At 68.5% G+C, this 15830-nt stretch carries 13 protein-coding genes; 3 read left to right on the plus strand and 10 right to left on the minus strand.

The window, feature by feature from the left end; genetic code table 11:
* Nucleotides 1-15 precede the first annotated feature (15 nt).
* From ACNQR1_RS06115 to fadD3, 5 genes are read right to left on the minus strand one after another with little or no spacing between them, the layout of a single operon-like run.
* Complete coding sequence (locus ACNQR1_RS06115) at nucleotides 16-1173, minus strand: pyridoxal phosphate-dependent aminotransferase (RefSeq protein WP_418044747.1); 1158 nt, start codon at nucleotides 1171-1173, stop codon at nucleotides 16-18.
* A 35-nt stretch (nucleotides 1174-1208) separates the two neighbouring features.
* A complete protein-coding gene (locus ACNQR1_RS06120) occupies nucleotides 1209-2144 on the minus strand; it encodes an acyl-CoA dehydrogenase family protein (protein WP_418044749.1) in 936 nt (311 codons plus the stop codon).
* Nucleotides 2141-3097 (minus strand): acyl-CoA dehydrogenase family protein, encoded by a 957-nt coding sequence (locus tag ACNQR1_RS06125; RefSeq protein WP_418044751.1) that lies wholly within the window; start codon nucleotides 3095-3097, stop codon nucleotides 2141-2143. The genes ACNQR1_RS06120 and ACNQR1_RS06125 overlap by 4 nt, the downstream gene beginning before the upstream one ends.
* Nucleotides 3094-4224, minus strand: a complete 1131-nt coding sequence (locus ACNQR1_RS06130; RefSeq protein ID WP_418044753.1) for an acyl-CoA dehydrogenase family protein — start codon at nucleotides 4222-4224, stop codon at nucleotides 3094-3096. Before ACNQR1_RS06130 ends, ACNQR1_RS06125 begins: the two co-directional genes overlap by 4 nt.
* Nucleotides 4215-5759 carry a 3-((3aS,4S,7aS)-7a-methyl-1,5-dioxo-octahydro-1H-inden-4-yl)propanoate--CoA ligase FadD3 gene (gene fadD3, locus ACNQR1_RS06135; protein ID WP_418044754.1) on the minus strand — a complete coding sequence of 515 codons (1545 nt, stop codon included), beginning with the start codon at nucleotides 5757-5759 and terminating at the stop codon, nucleotides 4215-4217. Before fadD3 ends, ACNQR1_RS06130 begins: the two co-directional genes overlap by 10 nt.
* A gap of 47 nt (nucleotides 5760-5806) precedes the next feature.
* On the opposite strand from fadD3, the gene ipdE1 reads away from it, so the two are divergent.
* Both ipdE1 and ipdF read left to right on the plus strand, forming a co-directional pair.
* Nucleotides 5807-6955 (plus strand): acyl-CoA dehydrogenase IpdE1, encoded by a 1149-nt coding sequence (gene ipdE1, locus ACNQR1_RS06140; protein ID WP_036442348.1) that lies wholly within the window; start codon nucleotides 5807-5809, stop codon nucleotides 6953-6955.
* On the plus strand, nucleotides 6952-7743 hold the full coding sequence (gene ipdF / locus ACNQR1_RS06145) for a (5R,7aS)-5-hydroxy-7a-methyl-1-oxo-2,3,5,6,7,7a-hexahydro-1H-indene-carboxyl-CoA reductase (RefSeq protein ID WP_418044756.1): 792 nt from the start codon (nucleotides 6952-6954) through the stop codon (nucleotides 7741-7743). Before ipdE1 ends, ipdF begins: the two co-directional genes overlap by 4 nt.
* Before the next feature lie 104 nt (nucleotides 7744-7847).
* Here ipdF and ACNQR1_RS06150 read toward each other — a convergent pair whose 3' ends face one another.
* The 5 genes from ACNQR1_RS06150 to ACNQR1_RS06170 are packed head-to-tail and all read right to left on the minus strand — an operon-like array spanning nucleotide 7848 to nucleotide 15066.
* Entirely contained in the window at nucleotides 7848-9002 is a 1155-nt protein-coding gene (locus tag ACNQR1_RS06150; protein ID WP_418044758.1) for a VWA domain-containing protein, read from the minus strand.
* Nucleotides 8995-11175, minus strand: a complete 2181-nt coding sequence (locus tag ACNQR1_RS06155) for a DUF5682 family protein (RefSeq protein ID WP_418044760.1) — start codon at nucleotides 11173-11175, stop codon at nucleotides 8995-8997. The genes ACNQR1_RS06150 and ACNQR1_RS06155 overlap by 8 nt, the downstream gene beginning before the upstream one ends.
* The gene (locus tag ACNQR1_RS06160) at nucleotides 11172-12260 is read right to left on the minus strand and encodes an ATP-binding protein (protein ID WP_418044762.1); all 1089 of its coding nucleotides are present in this window, start codon (nucleotides 12258-12260) and stop codon (nucleotides 11172-11174) included. Before ACNQR1_RS06160 ends, ACNQR1_RS06155 begins: the two co-directional genes overlap by 4 nt.
* Nucleotides 12257-13714, minus strand: a complete 1458-nt coding sequence (locus ACNQR1_RS06165; RefSeq protein ID WP_418044764.1) for a DUF5691 domain-containing protein — start codon at nucleotides 13712-13714, stop codon at nucleotides 12257-12259. Before ACNQR1_RS06165 ends, ACNQR1_RS06160 begins: the two co-directional genes overlap by 4 nt.
* A complete protein-coding gene (locus tag ACNQR1_RS06170; protein ID WP_418044766.1) occupies nucleotides 13711-15066 on the minus strand; it encodes an SWIM zinc finger family protein in 1356 nt (451 codons plus the stop codon). Before ACNQR1_RS06170 ends, ACNQR1_RS06165 begins: the two co-directional genes overlap by 4 nt.
* An 87-nt stretch (nucleotides 15067-15153) precedes the next feature.
* Here ACNQR1_RS06170 and ACNQR1_RS06175 point away from each other — a divergent pair, with 87 nt between their 5' ends.
* Nucleotides 15154-15819 carry a response regulator gene (locus ACNQR1_RS06175; RefSeq protein ID WP_418044768.1) on the plus strand — a complete coding sequence of 222 codons (666 nt, stop codon included), beginning with the start codon at nucleotides 15154-15156 and terminating at the stop codon, nucleotides 15817-15819.
* Nucleotides 15820-15830 lie beyond the last annotated feature (11 nt).

Raw genomic sequence — 15830 nt, forward strand, 5'->3', positions numbered from 1 at the left:
GACCGCAGAATCGATCTACTGCAGCCAAGCGCCGATGCGGCGCAGCGCCTCTTCGATGTCGCTGGTCGGCCCGGCGAAGGACAGCCGGACGTAGGAGCCGCCGCGCACGGTGTCGAAGTCGATGCCGGGAGCGATGGCAACACCGGTGTCGGCCAACAGCTTCGAGCACCAACCCAATGAATCGTCGGTGTACTGGCTGACGTCGGCATACACATAGAAGGCGCCGTCGGTCGGGGCCAGCCGGTCGATGCCGATGCTACGCAGCCCGTCGAGCAGCAGCCCGCGGTTGTCGGCGTAGTGCGAGAGCAGGCCATCTGCTTCGGCCAGTGATTCCGTCGTGAACGCGGCCACCGCGGCATGCTGGGCCAGTGCGGGCGGGCAGATGGTGAAGTTGCCGGTGAGCCTGTCGACCGCGCGCTGCAGGCCGGTCGGGACCAGCAGCCAGCCCAGCCGCCACCCGGTCATCGCGAAGTACTTCGAGAAACTGTTGACCACCACGGCATTGCGCGAGGTCTGCCACGCGCAGCTGGTTTCGGGTGCACCGGGGTAGACCAGGCCGTGGTAGACCTCGTCGCTGACCAGCCGCACGCCCGTCGTGTCACACCATGTCGCGATGGCGGCCAACTCGGCGGGCGGGATGACGGTGCCGGTGGGGTTGGCCGGGCTGGCCACGATCACGCCGGCGACGGGGGGATCGAGTGCGTCGAGCATCGCGACCGTCGGCTGGAACCGGGTCTCGGGGCCGCACGGGATCTCCACCACCTCGCAGCCCAGCGCGGTGAGGATGTTGCGGTAACACGGATAGCCCGGGCTGGCGATGGCCACCCGGTCGCCGACGTCGAAGCAGGCCAGGAATGTCAGCAGGAACCCGCCCGAGGATCCGGTGGTGAGCACCACCTCGTCGACACTGACATCGACGTCGTACTTGCGGTACGACGCCGCGATCTCGGCGCGCAGTTCAGGAAGTCCGAGCGCGACGGTATAGCCGAGCGCGCCCTGGTTCAGCGCGGCGACGGCGGCGTCGCGCACCGCCGTCGGCGCCCCGGCGCTGGGCTGCCCGGCCGAGAGGTTGACCAGGTCGCCGTGCGTGCGCTGGCGTTCGGCCGCGGCCAGCCACACGTCCATGACGTGAAACGGCGGGATGCCGGCTCGCAGTGCGACGTGGTCGTCCATGTTCTGCACGTTAGAACACATCGGCGGCGGGCCGCCTAGAAGACCTGTGCTTCGAGTCGGCGCAGGTGCTCCCGCGGCGGACCCAGCAGCTGGGCGCTGCCGTGGGCGCGCTTGAAGTACAGCTGGATGTCGCTCTCCCAGGTGATGGCGATACCGCCGTGCAGCTGGATGGCCTCGGCCGTCACCGCGGACAGCGCCTCGCTGGCGAAGTAGCGGGCGAGGGAGGCTGTGGTGGGTGACGGCGCGGCGATCGCGTCGTTGACGACGGCACGTGCCGAGGACACCTTGACGTACAGGTCGGCCATCCGGTGCTTGAGTGCCTGGAAGCTGCCGATCGCGCGGCCGAACTGAACCCGGTCCTTGGTGTAGGCGACGGTCAGGTCCAGGCAGCGCGCCGCGGCGCCGATCTGTTCGGCCGCCATCAGCAGGGCCGCGGTGTCGGCCAGGCCGGGGTCGGCGCCCAACACGACGGTGTCCCCGGGGATCACCGCGGACAGCCGGCGGGTCAGATCCATGGTGGATTTCGGGGTGGCGGTGAAAGTGGTCCAGCGGGTCAGGTTCTCGCCGTCGGCGGCGATGACGACATCGGCCACGTCACCGTTGAGCACGTAGTCGGCGTCGAACGCCACGGTGCCGATCGAGGTACCTTCGGCCAATCCTTCGAGCGGCTCGTGGTCGTCGACGGCCAGCAGGGCGAGCTCGGCCAGTGTGGTCCCCAGCAGCGGGGTCGGCACCAGGGCCTTGCCGAGCTCTTCGAGAACCACGGCGGCATCGGCGAGTTCGCCTCCGGCACCGCCCAGTTCCTCCGGCACCACCAGAGCGGCCGCGCCGACCTGCTCACACAGCAGGCTCCACAGCTTCTCGTCGTAGCCGCGCTCGGATTCCATCGCGGCCCGCACGGCCTCGGGCGAGGCGTGCTTGTCCACCAGTGCGGCGACGGTTTCGCGCAACAGTTGGCGTTCTTCACTCACGAGAGGACCTCCAGGAGTCGACGACGATGCAGGGCGGGATCGCCCCAGGCACTGCGCAACGCCTGCACGCGCAGCAGTGACAGGGACAAGTCGTGTTCCTGGGTGAACCCGATGGCGCCGTGGGTCTGCAGCGCCGAGCGGGCGGCCAGCAGGGCGGCATCGGCGGCGGCCACCTTGGCGGCGCTGATGTCACGTGCGGTGTCGGGTGAGCCCTCAGCCAGCGAGAGTGCCGCACCGTAGACCAGCGGGCGGGCCAGTTCGACGGCGATGAGCACGTCGGCCAGCTTGTGCTTGATGGCCTGATACGAGCCGATGATCCGGCCGAACTGCGCGCGCTGCTTGGCGTATTCGACGGACTGATCCAGCATGGCCTGACCGGCGCCCACCAACTGGGCGGCCGTGGCCAGCACACCGAACTCATAGGCCCGCGTGGTGTCGGCGGCCTGGGTGTCACCGGAGGCCGTGACGTCGAACAGCTTTCGGGCCGGGTCGACGGAATCGTGCGCAGCGCCTGCCGTCGCGTCACCGACCTGACCGTCGGTGGCCAGCAGGGTCAGTCCCGCGAAGTCGGCGTTGACGGCGCGCGGTACCTGCGGCGGCATGGCGACGGTGGCGATCAGCTCACCGGAGGCCAGCGCACCCGAACGGTCGTCGCTCGCGAGCAGAACCGGTGCGACGGCGATGGATTCGGTCACCGGACCGGGGACCGCCCAGTAGCCCAACCGCTCCAGGGCGACGACGAGGTCTACCGGGTGAGCTTCGATGCCGTCGTACTTCTCGGGCACCAGCAGTGCGGTGACCCCGAGGTCGGTGAGCTGTGCCCAGACCTTGCGGCCCGGCCCGGTGTCACCCTCACCCCAGGCTCGTACCGCGGCCGGGACGTCGGCGGCGCTCAGCGCCGCGTCGATGCTGGCCGCGAAGTCCCGCTGCTGTTCGTCGATTTCGAAGTTCACTTTGCCTCCCGGGGCAATCCGAGGAGCCGCTCGGCGATGATGTTGCGCTGGATCTCGTTGGTGCCGGCATAGATCGGGCCGCCGAGCGCGAACAGCAGCCCCTCGGTCCAGTGGTCGGCGAGCTCGGCGTCAGGCCCTTGCATGTCCAGGGCGGTCTGGTGCAGCGCGACGTCGAGGTCGGACCAGAACACCTTGGTCACCGAGGACTCGGCGCCCAGTTCTCCACCGTTGGCCAGCCGGGTCACGGTCCCGAAGGTGTGCAACCGGTAGGCCTGGGCCTTGATCCAGGCATCAGCGACCCGGTCGGTGAAGACCGGGTCCGGGTTGGATTTCCACTGAGTGACAAGGCGTTCGGCCGGCGCCATGAAGCGCGCCGGGCTGCGCAGCGACATGCCGCGCTCGTTGCTCGACGTGCTCATCGCCGCGCGCCAGCCCTCGTGCACGCCGCCGATCACGTCGTTGTCCGGCACGAAGACGTCGTCGAGGAAGATCTCGCCGAAGCCGGTGTCCCCGCCGAGCTGGGCGATCGGACGCACCGTGATGCCGGGAGCCTTGAGATCGAACATGAAGTAGGTCAGACCCTTGTGCCGCTGAGCCTCCGGGTCGGAGCGGAACAGACCGAAGCCGCGCTCCCCGAACGGTGCGCGTGAGCTCCAGATCTTCTGCCCGTTGAGCTTCCAGCCGCCGTCGACCTTGGTGGCCGTCGAGCGCAGCGAGGCCAGGTCGCTGCCGGACTCGGGCTCGGACCAGGCCTGGGCCCAGATCTCCTCGCCGCTGGCCATCTTCGGCAACACTCGCTGGAGCTGCTCTTCGGTGCCGTGGGCGAACAGGGTCGGCGCCAGCATCGCGGTGCCGTTGGCGCTGGCCCGGCCGGGAGCGCCGGCGTGGAAGTACTCCTCTTCGAACACCACCCACTGCAGCAGTGTCGCGTCGCGGCCGCCGTACTCCTTGGGCCAGGCGATGACCGACAGACCGGCGTCGAAAAGCACCTTGTCCCAACGACGGTGCTGCTCGAAACCTTCAAGGGTGTCGTACGACTTCGTCGGGAACGAATCCCGGTTCGCCGTCAGGAAGTCGCGGACTTCGGCCCGGAAGGCCTCGGTCTCGTCGTCGAATGTCAGGTCCATTGCACCCCTTCTCGGGTCCCTCTGCTGCGCAGCACCGGTTTGATCACCTTGCCGCCCGGATTTCGCGGCAGCACATCCAGAAACTCAACTGATCGTGGCGCCTTGAAGTTCGCCAGATGCTCACGTGCGTAGGCGATCACGGCGGCCTCGTCGAGCGTGACGCCCGGCCTGGTCACCACGAAGGCCTTGCCGACCTCCCCGAGCCGTTCGTCGGGAACGCCGATCACCGCGGTCTCGGCCACACCGTCCAACCGGGCCAGGACCTGCTCGATCTCGGCAGGGTAAACGTTGAACCCGCCACTGATGTACATGTCCTTGAGGCGGTCGGTGATGGTCAGGTTGCCGCGGGTGTCGAGTGTGCCGATGTCGCCGGTGTGCAGCCAGCCGTCGGCGTCGATCGCGGCGGCGGTGGCCTCGGGGTCGTCGAGGTAGCCGAGCATCACGTTCGGGCCGCGCAGCAGCACCTCGCCCGAATCATCCAGGCGCAGTTCGAAATCGGCGATGGGCCGACCGCAGGTGGTGGCGACGGTGACGGCGTCGTCGTCGGCGTTGCACATGGTGCCGAAGCCGGCCGCCTCGGTCAGGCCGTAGGCGGTCAGCACGATGTCGATGTCGAGTTCGGACTGCATCCGCTCGATCAGGACCACCGGGACCACGGCCGCGCCGGTCACCGAAAAACGCAGCGACGACAGGTCGTAGTCGGCGCGCGTCGGATGGTCCAGCAGGGTCTGGAAGATGGTCGGCGGGCCGGGCAGGACGGTGATGCGTTGTTCGGCAATGGTTTGCAGCACCTGCTCGGGCTTGAACGTGAGCACCGGGTACAGCGTCGCACCGGTCTGCAGGCAGGCCAGGATGCCCGCCTTGTAACCGAAGTTGTGGAAGAACGGGTTGATGCACAGGTAGCGGTCGGCGCTGGTGACCTGACCGCACTCGGCCCAGGCCGCCGATCCGTCGAGTGACTGGCGGTGCGCGCACCGCACGCCCTTGCTGCGTCCGGTGGTGCCGGAGGTGAACAGGATGTCGGAGACGTCGTCGGGCGCTACTGCCTCTGCGCGCGCATCGACCGCATCCAGGTCGGTGCCCCGGGCGACGAACTCATCCCAGGTTCCGTCGTCCTTGTCGATGGGCACCCGCACGATGTGCCGCAGCGCGGGCAGCGCGTCGCGGTCCAGTTCGGCCGCCCGGTCGGAGCCCAGGAACTCGCCCGAGGCGATCAGCAGCGGAGCCTCGGTCCGGGCCAGGATGTCGGTGGCCTCGCTGGCGGTGTAGCGGGTGTTCAGCGGCACCATTTCGGCGCCGGCGTAGTGCGTGGCCAGGCAGGCCACGACCCAGTGCCAGGTGTTCGGCGACCAGATCGCCACCCGGTCGCCGGGCTGGACACCGAGTGCGATCATCGCCGCCGCGGCTTGGCGTACGTGCGCGCGCAGTTCCGAGTAGGTGAGGCGCTTATGGTGGCTGACCAGCGCCTCATGGTCGGAAAACTGCACGGCAACCCGGTCCAGCACCGCTGGAACGGTGCGGCGATCGCTCGTCATCGATGCTCCCTTAACAAAGCAAGTGCTTGGTAGGTTAGCCTACAGGGGTGATAGAGGTCCAGGAGTTCCGGGCCGAGGTCCGGCAGTGGCTCGCAGACAATCTTGTTGGCGAATTCGCAGCGCTCAAGGGCCTGGGTGGACCGGGGCGTGAACACGAAGCCTTCGAAGAGCGTCGGGCGTGGAATCAGCATCTGGCCGCGGCGGGGCTGACCTGCCTCGGCTGGCCGGTGGAGCACGGCGGCCGCGGGCTGTCGGTCGCGCATCGCGTCGCCTTCTACGAGGAGTACGCGCGCGCGAACGCACCCGACAAGGTCAACCACCTGGGCGAGGAACTGCTCGGACCGACGCTCATCGAGTACGGCACCCCCGAACAGCAGCAGCGGTTCCTGCCCAAGATCCTCGACGTCACCGAGCTGTGGAGCCAGGGCTACTCCGAGCCCAACGCCGGCAGTGACCTCGCCAATGTGGCGACGACGGCCGAGCTGGTCGGCGACGAATGGGTCATCAACGGTCAGAAGGTGTGGACCTCGCTGGCCCACTGGGCGCAGTGGTGCTTCGTCGTGGCGCGCACCGAGAAGGGCTCCAAGCGGCACGCCGGCCTGTCCTATCTGCTGGTGCCGCTGGATCAGCCGGGCGTCGAGATCCGCCCGATCATCCAGCTGACCGGAGACTCCGAGTTCAACGAGGTGTTCTTCGACGACGCCCGCACCGATGCCTCGCTGGTCGTCGGTCAGCCCGGTGATGGCTGGCGCGTGGCGATGGGCACGCTGACCTTTGAACGTGGGGTGTCCACGCTGGGTCAGCAGATCCGCTACGCCCGTGAGCACTCCAACCTGGTCGAGCTGGCCAAGCGCAGCGGCGCGGCCGACGATCCGCTGATCCGCCAGAAGCTGACCGAGTCGTGGACCGGCCTGCAGGCCATGCGTTCCTACGCGCTGGCCACGATGGATGTCGAGCAGCCGGGCCAGGACAACGTCTCGAAGCTGTTGTGGGCCAACTGGCATCGCGAGCTCGGTGAGATCGCCATGGACGTGCAGGGCACGGCCGGACTGACGCTGGAAGACGGCGAGTTCGACGAGTGGCAGCGGCTGTACCTGTTCTCGCGGTCGGACACCATCTACGGCGGGTCCAACGAAATTCAGCGCAACATCATCGCCGAGCGGGTGCTCGGTCTACCCCGAGAGGCAAAGGGATGAGTGATCTCTCCGTAGCTCCCAAAGAGGTTGAGGGCCACGGCCTTTTGGCGGGCAAGGTCGTCCTCGTGACCGCCGCCGCGGGCACCGGCATCGGCTCGTCCACCGCCCGTCGCGCGCTGCTGGAAGGCGCCCATGTCGTGGTGTCCGACTACCACGAGCGGCGCCTGAACGAGACCCGCGACCAGCTGGCCGAGCTCGGCCTCGGCCGGGTCGAGGCTGTCGTCTGCGACGTCACCTCCACCGAGGCGGTCGACGCGCTGATTGCCCGGTCGGTCGAGAAGATGGGCCGGCTGGACGTCCTGGTGAACAACGCCGGCCTGGGCGGGGAGACCCCGCTGGTCGACATGACCGACGACGAGTGGGACCGGGTCCTCAACGTCACGCTGAACTCGGTCATGCGGGCCACCCGCGCTGCCCTGCGCTACTTCCGCGATGTCGAGCATGGTGGCGTGATCGTCAACAACGCCAGCGTTCTCGGCTGGCGTGCGCAGCATTCCCAGTCGCACTACGCCGCCGCCAAGGCCGGTGTCATGGCGCTGACCCGTTGCAGCGCAATCGAAGCCGTCGAATACGGCGTGCGGATCAACGCGGTGTCCCCGAGCATCGCGCGGCACAAGTTCCTGGAGAAGTCCGCCGACGCCGCCCTGCTGGACCGACTGAGCTCCGACGAGGCGTTCGGCCGCGCGGCCGAGCCGTGGGAGATCGCCACCACGATCGCCTATCTGGCCAGCGACTACTCCAGCTACCTGACGGGCGAGATCATCTCGGTGTCCAGCCAGCGCGCCTAGGCGTCTTCGTTACGGGCCGGGTTCAACCGGTTGTAGACCATCGCTTTCGACAGCAGGGTCGCGCTTTGGCGGGCACAGCAGCCCTGCTGTCGAGAACGGCGTCTTCAATTCGACTCCATACCGCGCTGGGCGAGGCCGGTCCGGTCCGCCCAGCCGCGGATGTCGCCCTTGTTGATGGCCAGCGCCAGCAGTTCAGGGAAGGCGTCGGGGGTACAGGCGAACGCGGGGATCTCCATCGCCGCCAGATCGGCGGCGATCTCCCGGTCGAACGACGGTGCGCCAGAATCGGACAACGCCAGCAGCACGATCACCTGGACGCCGGCGTCCACGAGTTGTTTGGTGCGCGCCAGCATCTCGTCACGCACCCCACCCTCGTACAGGTCCGAGATCAGCACGAAGATGCTGTCGGCGGGCCGGGTGATCAGCGTCTGGCAGTAGGCGATGGCCCGGTTGATGTCGGTGCCGCCGCCGAGTTGGGTGCCGAACAGCACGTCGACGGGATCATCGAGCAGATCCGTCAGGTCGACGACTTCGGTGTCGAACACCACGAGCGATGTCCGCAGCGACCGCATCGATGCGATGACCGCGCCGAAGACGGCTGAGTACACGATCGATTCGGCCATCGAGCCGGACTGGTCGATGGCCAGCACGATGTCCTTGGTCACCGAGCGGCCGGCACGGCGGAATCCGACCAGTCGTTCGGGGATGATCGTGTTCAGCTCGGGCTGAAAGGTTTTCAGATTCCGCGCGATGGTGCGGTTCCAGTCGATGTCGGTTGCCAGCGGCCGGTTGGTGCGGGCATTGCGCGACAACGCCCCGCGCAAGGTGGCCCGGGCGCCGTCGGCGATGCGGCGCTCGATGTCCTCGACCACCTTGCGGACCAGGGCCCGGGCCGAGCCCTTGGATTCGTCGGGGATGGCCTCGCCGAGCGCGATGAGCGTGGTGGCCAACGACAGGTCGGGCACCACGCTGTCCATCATCTCGGGTTCGAGCAGCAGCATGCGCAGGTTGAGCCGTTCGATGGCGTCCTGCTGCATGACCTGAACCACCGTGCTGGGGAAGTACTTCCGGATGTCGCCCAACCAACGGGCCACCCTGGGTGCCGACCCGCCGAGACCGCCTTTGCGGTCATAGAGCGCCGACAGCGCCTTGTCCATCTCGACGTCGCCGCCGTGCAGGCTCGGCAGCGACTCGGCGTCAGATCCCAGCACCAGTCGCCAGCGCCGGTCTCGTTCGTCGGGGATGGTGTCGTCAGTCATGGGCGATACTCCGTGCGAAGATGGCCGCCGCCGCGATCACCGCAGGGCGGGCCCGGTCGGTGTCGATGGCAAACTCGGTGTGGGCGACAGAACCCGCCGTGGCCACCGCGTGACCGATATTGCGCTTGATCCCGGCGTCGAAGGTGCTGAAGGTGCGTCGAACCAGCGGCAGTACATCGGTGAACTCCGTTGCGGTCAAACCGATCAACCATTCGTCGATCACGGCGAGCAACTCGGTGTCGTGCACCAGCAGCAGGCCGCTGCCGGAAAGGAACCCTTCGACCCAGGCCGACTTCTCCTCGGCCGGCGCGCCGACGCTCAAGGCGCGGCGCATGCGCCGCGCGGCTTCGGCCGTGGTGAACACCGCTCCGTCGACACCGATCCGGACGAATCGGCCGATCAGGCTGCCGTGCAGATCGTCGCGGTCGGCCAGCCGCGCGATGGTGGTCAGCCATTCGCCGCGTACGTCTGCCTCCAGCAGATCGACGGTGTCGGTGACGGCGTTGACGTGTGCGAGCATCTCGGCTGCCGCGTCCGGGCCGAGGCCGGTCAACGTCGCGGGCAGACCGACATTGACCCGGCGCAGCAGCGATGTGGTGACCACACCGAGCGCGGCTGCGTCGGTGCGGCGCACATCGCCGTAGCGCAGTGACCGCGCCAGGGCGAGCAGGGCGGCCATGAGCTCGGTGAGGTCGCGGTCGACGGCGGCCTTGTTCTCCAGGATGGACAGCAGCGCCGGGACCGCCTCGTCGACGCCGGCGAGCAGGGCGGCCTCGATCGCCGCGGTGACTTGACCCAGATGTGTTGCGTTCTCGGCATTGTCGGCCAGTTTGGCGAGGCAGGCCCGATACACCGTGTTGCCCCACACCGACGAGACGACGATTTTCACCGCGAACTCGGGCTGCCATTGCAGGGTCCAGGCTTCCTTGAAGGTGCCCTGTCCCGTGGTCGTCTCCGGTTCGCCCCAGTCGATGTCGAGCACGGCGAGCCGGTGCAGCAGATGCGACTTGGCCAGGTCGTTGGGCTTGCGCAGGTCCAGAGTGACCTGTTTGGCGGTGGCATCGGGTTTGAGCCGCAGTGATTTCTGCTGCTTGGTGATGTCGGCGAGCAGCGGCACCATCGGCAGATGCTCGGGGATGCTGCCCAGCCGTTCACCGATGACCAGCTCGCGCACGATCAGCCCGAACCGGGTGTCGGACCCCTCGCACAACACGGCCTCGGTGGCCTCGTTGACCTCGCTCAAACCGGGATGGGCCCGGCCGCGCATCGCGGCCAGCGCGTTGGCCAGCCGGACCCCTTCGATCACGTGCGCCGAGGACACGAAGATGTCGTGCTCGCGTAGGGCCCTGGCTGCCAGCGTCAACCAGGTCTCCACCGGGCGCTCGCGATCGAGGAACGCGTGCTGATACCAGCCCGGCGAACGCACGCCCGCGCCGTAACCCGACGCCGCGGCCAGCCGGGAATGCGTCCACGGCACCCACACCGTCGCGGACTTGACCTTGGGCAGCCCGCGCAGCAGCGCCGAATCCGCGCTCGCGGCAGGCAGTTTGCCGGCCAGTGCGGGTGCGTGCCAGGCTCCGCACACCACGACCACGGTGGAGAATTCTTTGGCGGCCTTGCGGATCACCTGGCGCATGTGGGCTTCGCGCTGATGTTCGATGGGGTCGTCCTCGTCGGGTTCGAGCTCCCGCACGGTCCGCATGGCCTCGGTGATCGCCTCGAATCCGGTCCCGTCCGTGCGGGATTCGACGACATCATCCCACCAGCGTTCGGGGTCGTCGTAGCCCGCGGCATCAGCAAGCGCGGCAATGGGATCGACCCGCACCCGCGACACGTGCTCGTGCCGCTGGTCGCGCTGGGCCAGCACGGTGGCCGCGGGTAGATCGCAGAACCGCACGGGTACCTGGTGGCGGGCCGCCCACAGCAGCGCCTGCCACTCGGGGGAGAAGGCGCCGAACGGCCAGAACGCCGACACCGCGGGATCGTCGACCGCATAGGCCATCATGGCCACGGGTGGCACCATGTCGGTGTGGTCGACATCGGTGGTGAGCCGGTCGGCGTCGGCCGGACCTTCGATGACCACGATGTCGGGCTGGATCCGATCCAGCTCGGACATCACGGCCCGGGCAGATCCGGGGCCGTGGTGACGAATTCCCAGGACGTGGGTGGTCACGAGTTCAGGACGTCCCGCGATGCCCGGTAGAAGTCGGCCCAGCCCTCACGCTCGCGCACCACGGCCTCCAGGTACTCCAGCCACACCACCGCATCGTTGACCGGATCCTTCACGACCGCGCCGACGATGCCCGCCGCGGTGTCGGCGGGGCGAAGTACGCCGTCGCCGAAGTGGGCTGACATCGCGATGCCCTGCGTCACCACGGAAATCGCCTCCGCGGTGGACAGGGTGCCCGACGGCTGCTTGAGCTTGCTGCGACCATCGGCGGTCAAGCCGGAGCGCAGTTCACGGAAAACCGTGACCACCCGGCGGATCTCGTCGGCCGAGGTCGGCACCTCGGGTAGCTGCAGCGACCCGCTGACGTCGGCCACCCGGCGCGTCACGATCTCCACCTCGTCGTCGAGGCTCGCGGGCAATGGGAGCACCACAGTGTTGAACCGGCGCCGCAGCGCCGAGGACAGGTCGTTGACGCCGCGATCGCGGTCGTTGGCCGTCGCGATCACGTTGAACCCCTGCGTCGCCTGCACCTCCGTGCCGAGCTCCGGTATGGGCAGGGTCTTTTCGGACAGCACCGTGATCAGTGCGTCCTGCACCTCTGAGGGGATCCGGGTGAGCTCCTCAAGCCGCGCGATCTTGCCGTCACGCATCGCGGTCATGATCGGTGACGGGACCAAGGCCTGCTCGGACGGGCCCTCGGCGATCAGCCGGGCGTAGTTCCAGCCATAGCGGACGGCTTCCTCGACCGTGCCGGCGGTGCCCTGCACCAGCAATGTCGAATCCCCGGTCACGGCCGCGGCCAGATGCTCCGACACCCAGGTCTTTGCGGTGCCGGGCACGCCGAGCAGCAGCAACGCCCGGTCGGTGGCCAGCGTGGCCACAGCGACCTCGATGATTCGCCGGGGGCCGATGTACTTCGGGGTGATCTCCACTCCCTCAACGGTTTCCCCGCCCAGCAGATAACGCACGACGGCATGCGGCGACATCAACCAGTTCGGGGGCACCGGCTTGTCGTCCGCGCTGCGCAGGGCCGCGAGTTCTGCGGCGAACAGTTGCTCGGCGTGCGGACGGAGGAGCGTAGGCGTCATCGGAGTTCCTTTGCAATGTCGGCTCGCAGGGTGAGCAGTTCGAACACGGTGGCATAGAACTTGTGCAGTTCCTCGTCGGTCGTGCGGTCGACCAGCGCGGCGAAACGTGGCAGCCAGTCCAGCGGATACCCGGCCGCCAGGTAAGCGGCGGCCTCCTTGCGTTGGCGTGCTGTGCCCCAGCCGGCACCGGCCAAGGATCCGAACACGGCCTCGCAGACCTCGGCGGCGAACGGTCGCGGCAGTCCTGCGGCGAGGCGCAGCAGCGGCGTGGTCTCGGCCGTGTTGGTGAGCGCGCGGATCATCTCGGCCGAGATCGCCGGATGGGCGGTGGCCGGGTCGTGGCTGGCGCCGTAATCGGCGGGCAGACAACGCTGCAGCAGGGGCACGGCCCACTGTGGGTCGTTGCCGCGCAGCGCACTGAGCGTCAACGCGGCCAGCACGGCCTGATCGGTGTCGGACAGCGCGCGCGCCACCTTCTCCGGTGTCACCGCGGCGAACACCTCGCCCCAGAACGAGATCGGGGTGCGTGCGACGACGGCTTCGGGTTTGGTGGTGCTCAGCCCGTCGCGAATCGCGGCGGCGTCGGGTCCAGGTAGCGGCTGGACGGCGATCTTCGCCCCGAGCATCGACTTCTTCACCGTGAAGATATGGGCGGCACGGGCTTTCATGCGGTCGAGATAACGGCTGCGGGCCCGGCCGCCGAGCACGGCGATGGCGGCACTGCGGACGGTGACCGCACGGTCGTCGAGTGCGGCTTCTAGGAACGGTTCGTCGGTGTCGTGTTCGGGCGAGGCGAACGCCGCCAACAGCGCCGCCCGGGACTCGGCATCCTCGCTCGACCAGTGCGCCGCCACGAGGTCGCGGGCCCGGTCCGGGTCGAGCGCGCGGGCAGCGGCCAGCCAGTCGAGGCGCTTGGCGGTGTCGCCGTGGGTGTAGTCGGCCTCTTTCGGCCACTCCGCGTGCGCGGCCCGCACAACGGTGCGCAGCGCGCGGTGGCCGCTGCCGTGGTGTTCTATGGCATACCACTGGCCACCGCTGCCGATCGCATCCCAGAGTGCCTGTGACACAACGCCGCTCTGCTGGTTGCGCAACAGGACCGGGATCAGCCGGGGCGGCAGGCGAAGGCCGGCCGCGGCGATGTCGTCGAGCGCGCCGTCGAGGATGGGCCGGACGGTCAGCGCTCGTTCGATGAGGAAGGCATGGGCTTCGGTGATCAGCGGCCGGGTTTCGCCAGGCGCGGGCTCGGTGGTCGTCTCGATGGACAGCGGCAACTGCCCGGCCCGCCGTGCGGTGGCGTACAGGCCTGCCACGCGCAGCGCCGACCCCACCGGATCGGCAGCGTCGCGTACCGCGGCGACGCTGCCGTCCACCGGCGCATCGAAGGTGCCGTCGGGGAACGGCTTGGCGCCGAATCCCACGGTCGCGGCGGAGATCATCCGTTGGTAGTCGCTCACAGTGCGGTCACCGCCGGTCCGGTCAGGCGCGACGGGGGCGCATCGCTCAACATCGAAAGCGGATCGATGCCGTCGGTGGTGATCTCGACCAACATCGGCTGTAATCGCCCGCCGGTTCCGGCCTGCAGGCGGGCCCAGCGGTCGTCGTCGCAGATCGCGGGGAGCGCGTTGCCCTCCGCATCGGCCACGTAGCGGCGTTTGGGCCTGCTGTGCTGCACGGGCCGAGCGATGACGATCGCGGGATACCGCAGCAGCCACGGGTCGACCGCCAAGGCGCGGGCCCGCCCGGCCAGCGCCGCGTCGATCCCGGTGCCGGTGACGGAAAGCCGGCTGATGAGCGCCGTCGGCACGTCGCCGTCGGGGATCGCGACGCGAAAGCTCGAAGGCCCGCCGGGATAGAGGTGGACGCCGCCGGCGAACTCGCGTCCGGGAGTGAGCCGGTTGTCGAAACTCGCGCCGCTCGGCGCGGTGGACTGCACGTTGACCAACAGTCCGGTCGCGTTGCCGCTCAGCCACATTCGCCGTGTGGTGTACCGATCTTCCAGGGTCTCCGCATAGCCGAGGACCTGCCAGGTGTCGGTCACCGGATCGGTGGCCAGCACCTCGGCCCGCGACACGGTGAAGCCGATGTGCCGGCGCACCGCGGCGGCGGTCTCCTCGGGCAGCGTGTCGATGGTGCGGTAGGCGTCGGTCAGCAGCCGGATCAGCCCGAGATCCTCGATGATCATCCGTGGCCACTCGTCGTGGGTGAGGTAACCGGGGAGGCTGCGCAACCAGCGCGCCAGGCCGGGTGCCTTCGCATCGACCATGCGTTTGGCGATCGGCTCACTCCACCCGGCGTACGGATCGGAGCTGATCCCGGCGATGCCGTTGCGGATCTGATCGTCGATCCACCGACTGAGCTGTTCCAGCCCCTCGGTGACGCTGAGCTCTCGTGCCGCGATGGCCTTCTCGCTGACCTCACGAGGCGCTTTCTGGGGTGCGGAGGCTTCGAGAGCGCCGGCCGGTGCCTCTGAGGCTTCGACGCTTCCGCCGCACCAGCGCAGCACCAGGCCGACCACATGTTTGCAGGGGAACTGCCGTGACGGGCACGAGCACTTGTACGTCGGGCCGACCAGGTTGACCTGCACCCGGTACGGGGTACGCCCGCTGCCTTGGAAGTCTCCCCACAACAGGGTCTGGGTGGCACCGGTGCCGGACCAACCGGCTGCGCCCGCGAGTTTCTGGCCCGCGGCGAGCGCCTTCCCGGCAAACTGGCGCACCTCGTCGGCGGACCACACCGCTTGCTGATCCAACCGCCGCCCCTCCAGATGCATATCGACTCCGGCCAGCGTAGCCAGATCGGCCGACACCTGTCCGCAGCAAATTTGTGGTGGTCTCCACAGGATCTTCACAAACGCTGCCCGTGGCCACCACAACCTGCACTTAGAGTCGGATTCGTGAAGCGAATCCTGGTGGTCGACGACGAGCCGACCATCCTGTCCGCGGTGGCCGCCAGGCTGCGTGCCGAGGCGTTCGAGGTCGAGACCGCGGTCGACGGCCCTTCGGCGGTGGCAACCGCAGCGGCGACCCAGCCGGATCTGGTGGTGCTCGACGTGATGCTGCCCGGGTTCGACGGGCTGGAGGTGTGCCGGCGGATCCAGGCCGAGCGCGTGGTGCCGGTGCTGATGCTGACCGCCCGCAGCGACGAGACGGACATGCTCATCGGGTTGGGGATCGGTGCCGACGACTATCTGACTAAGCCGTTCAGCATGCGCGAACTGGTGGCTCGGGTGCGGGTCCTGCTGCGCCGGGTGGATCGGGCGGCCGGTGACCAGCCACTGTCGGTGGGGGACTACCGCATCGACCTGACCGAGCGCCGGGTTCATCAGGGTGACCAGGAGATCCACCTGACCCGGACAGAATTCGACCTGCTGGCGTTCCTGGCCGGCCGGCCCAGGGCGGCAGTGGCCCGCGAGACCCTGTTGGAACACGTGTGGGGCTGGGCGGCCGAGGTGGAGACCCGGACCGTGGACAGCCACGTCAAGGCGTTGCGGCGAAAGCTCGGATCGGAGTTGATCCGGACTGTGCACGGCGTCGGCTACGCCCTGGAGATTCCACGATGAGCTTCACCGGC

Source organism: Mycobacterium sp. 48b (genome assembly GCF_048282725.1).
Classification (GTDB): Bacteria; Actinomycetota; Actinomycetes; order Mycobacteriales; family Mycobacteriaceae; genus Mycobacterium.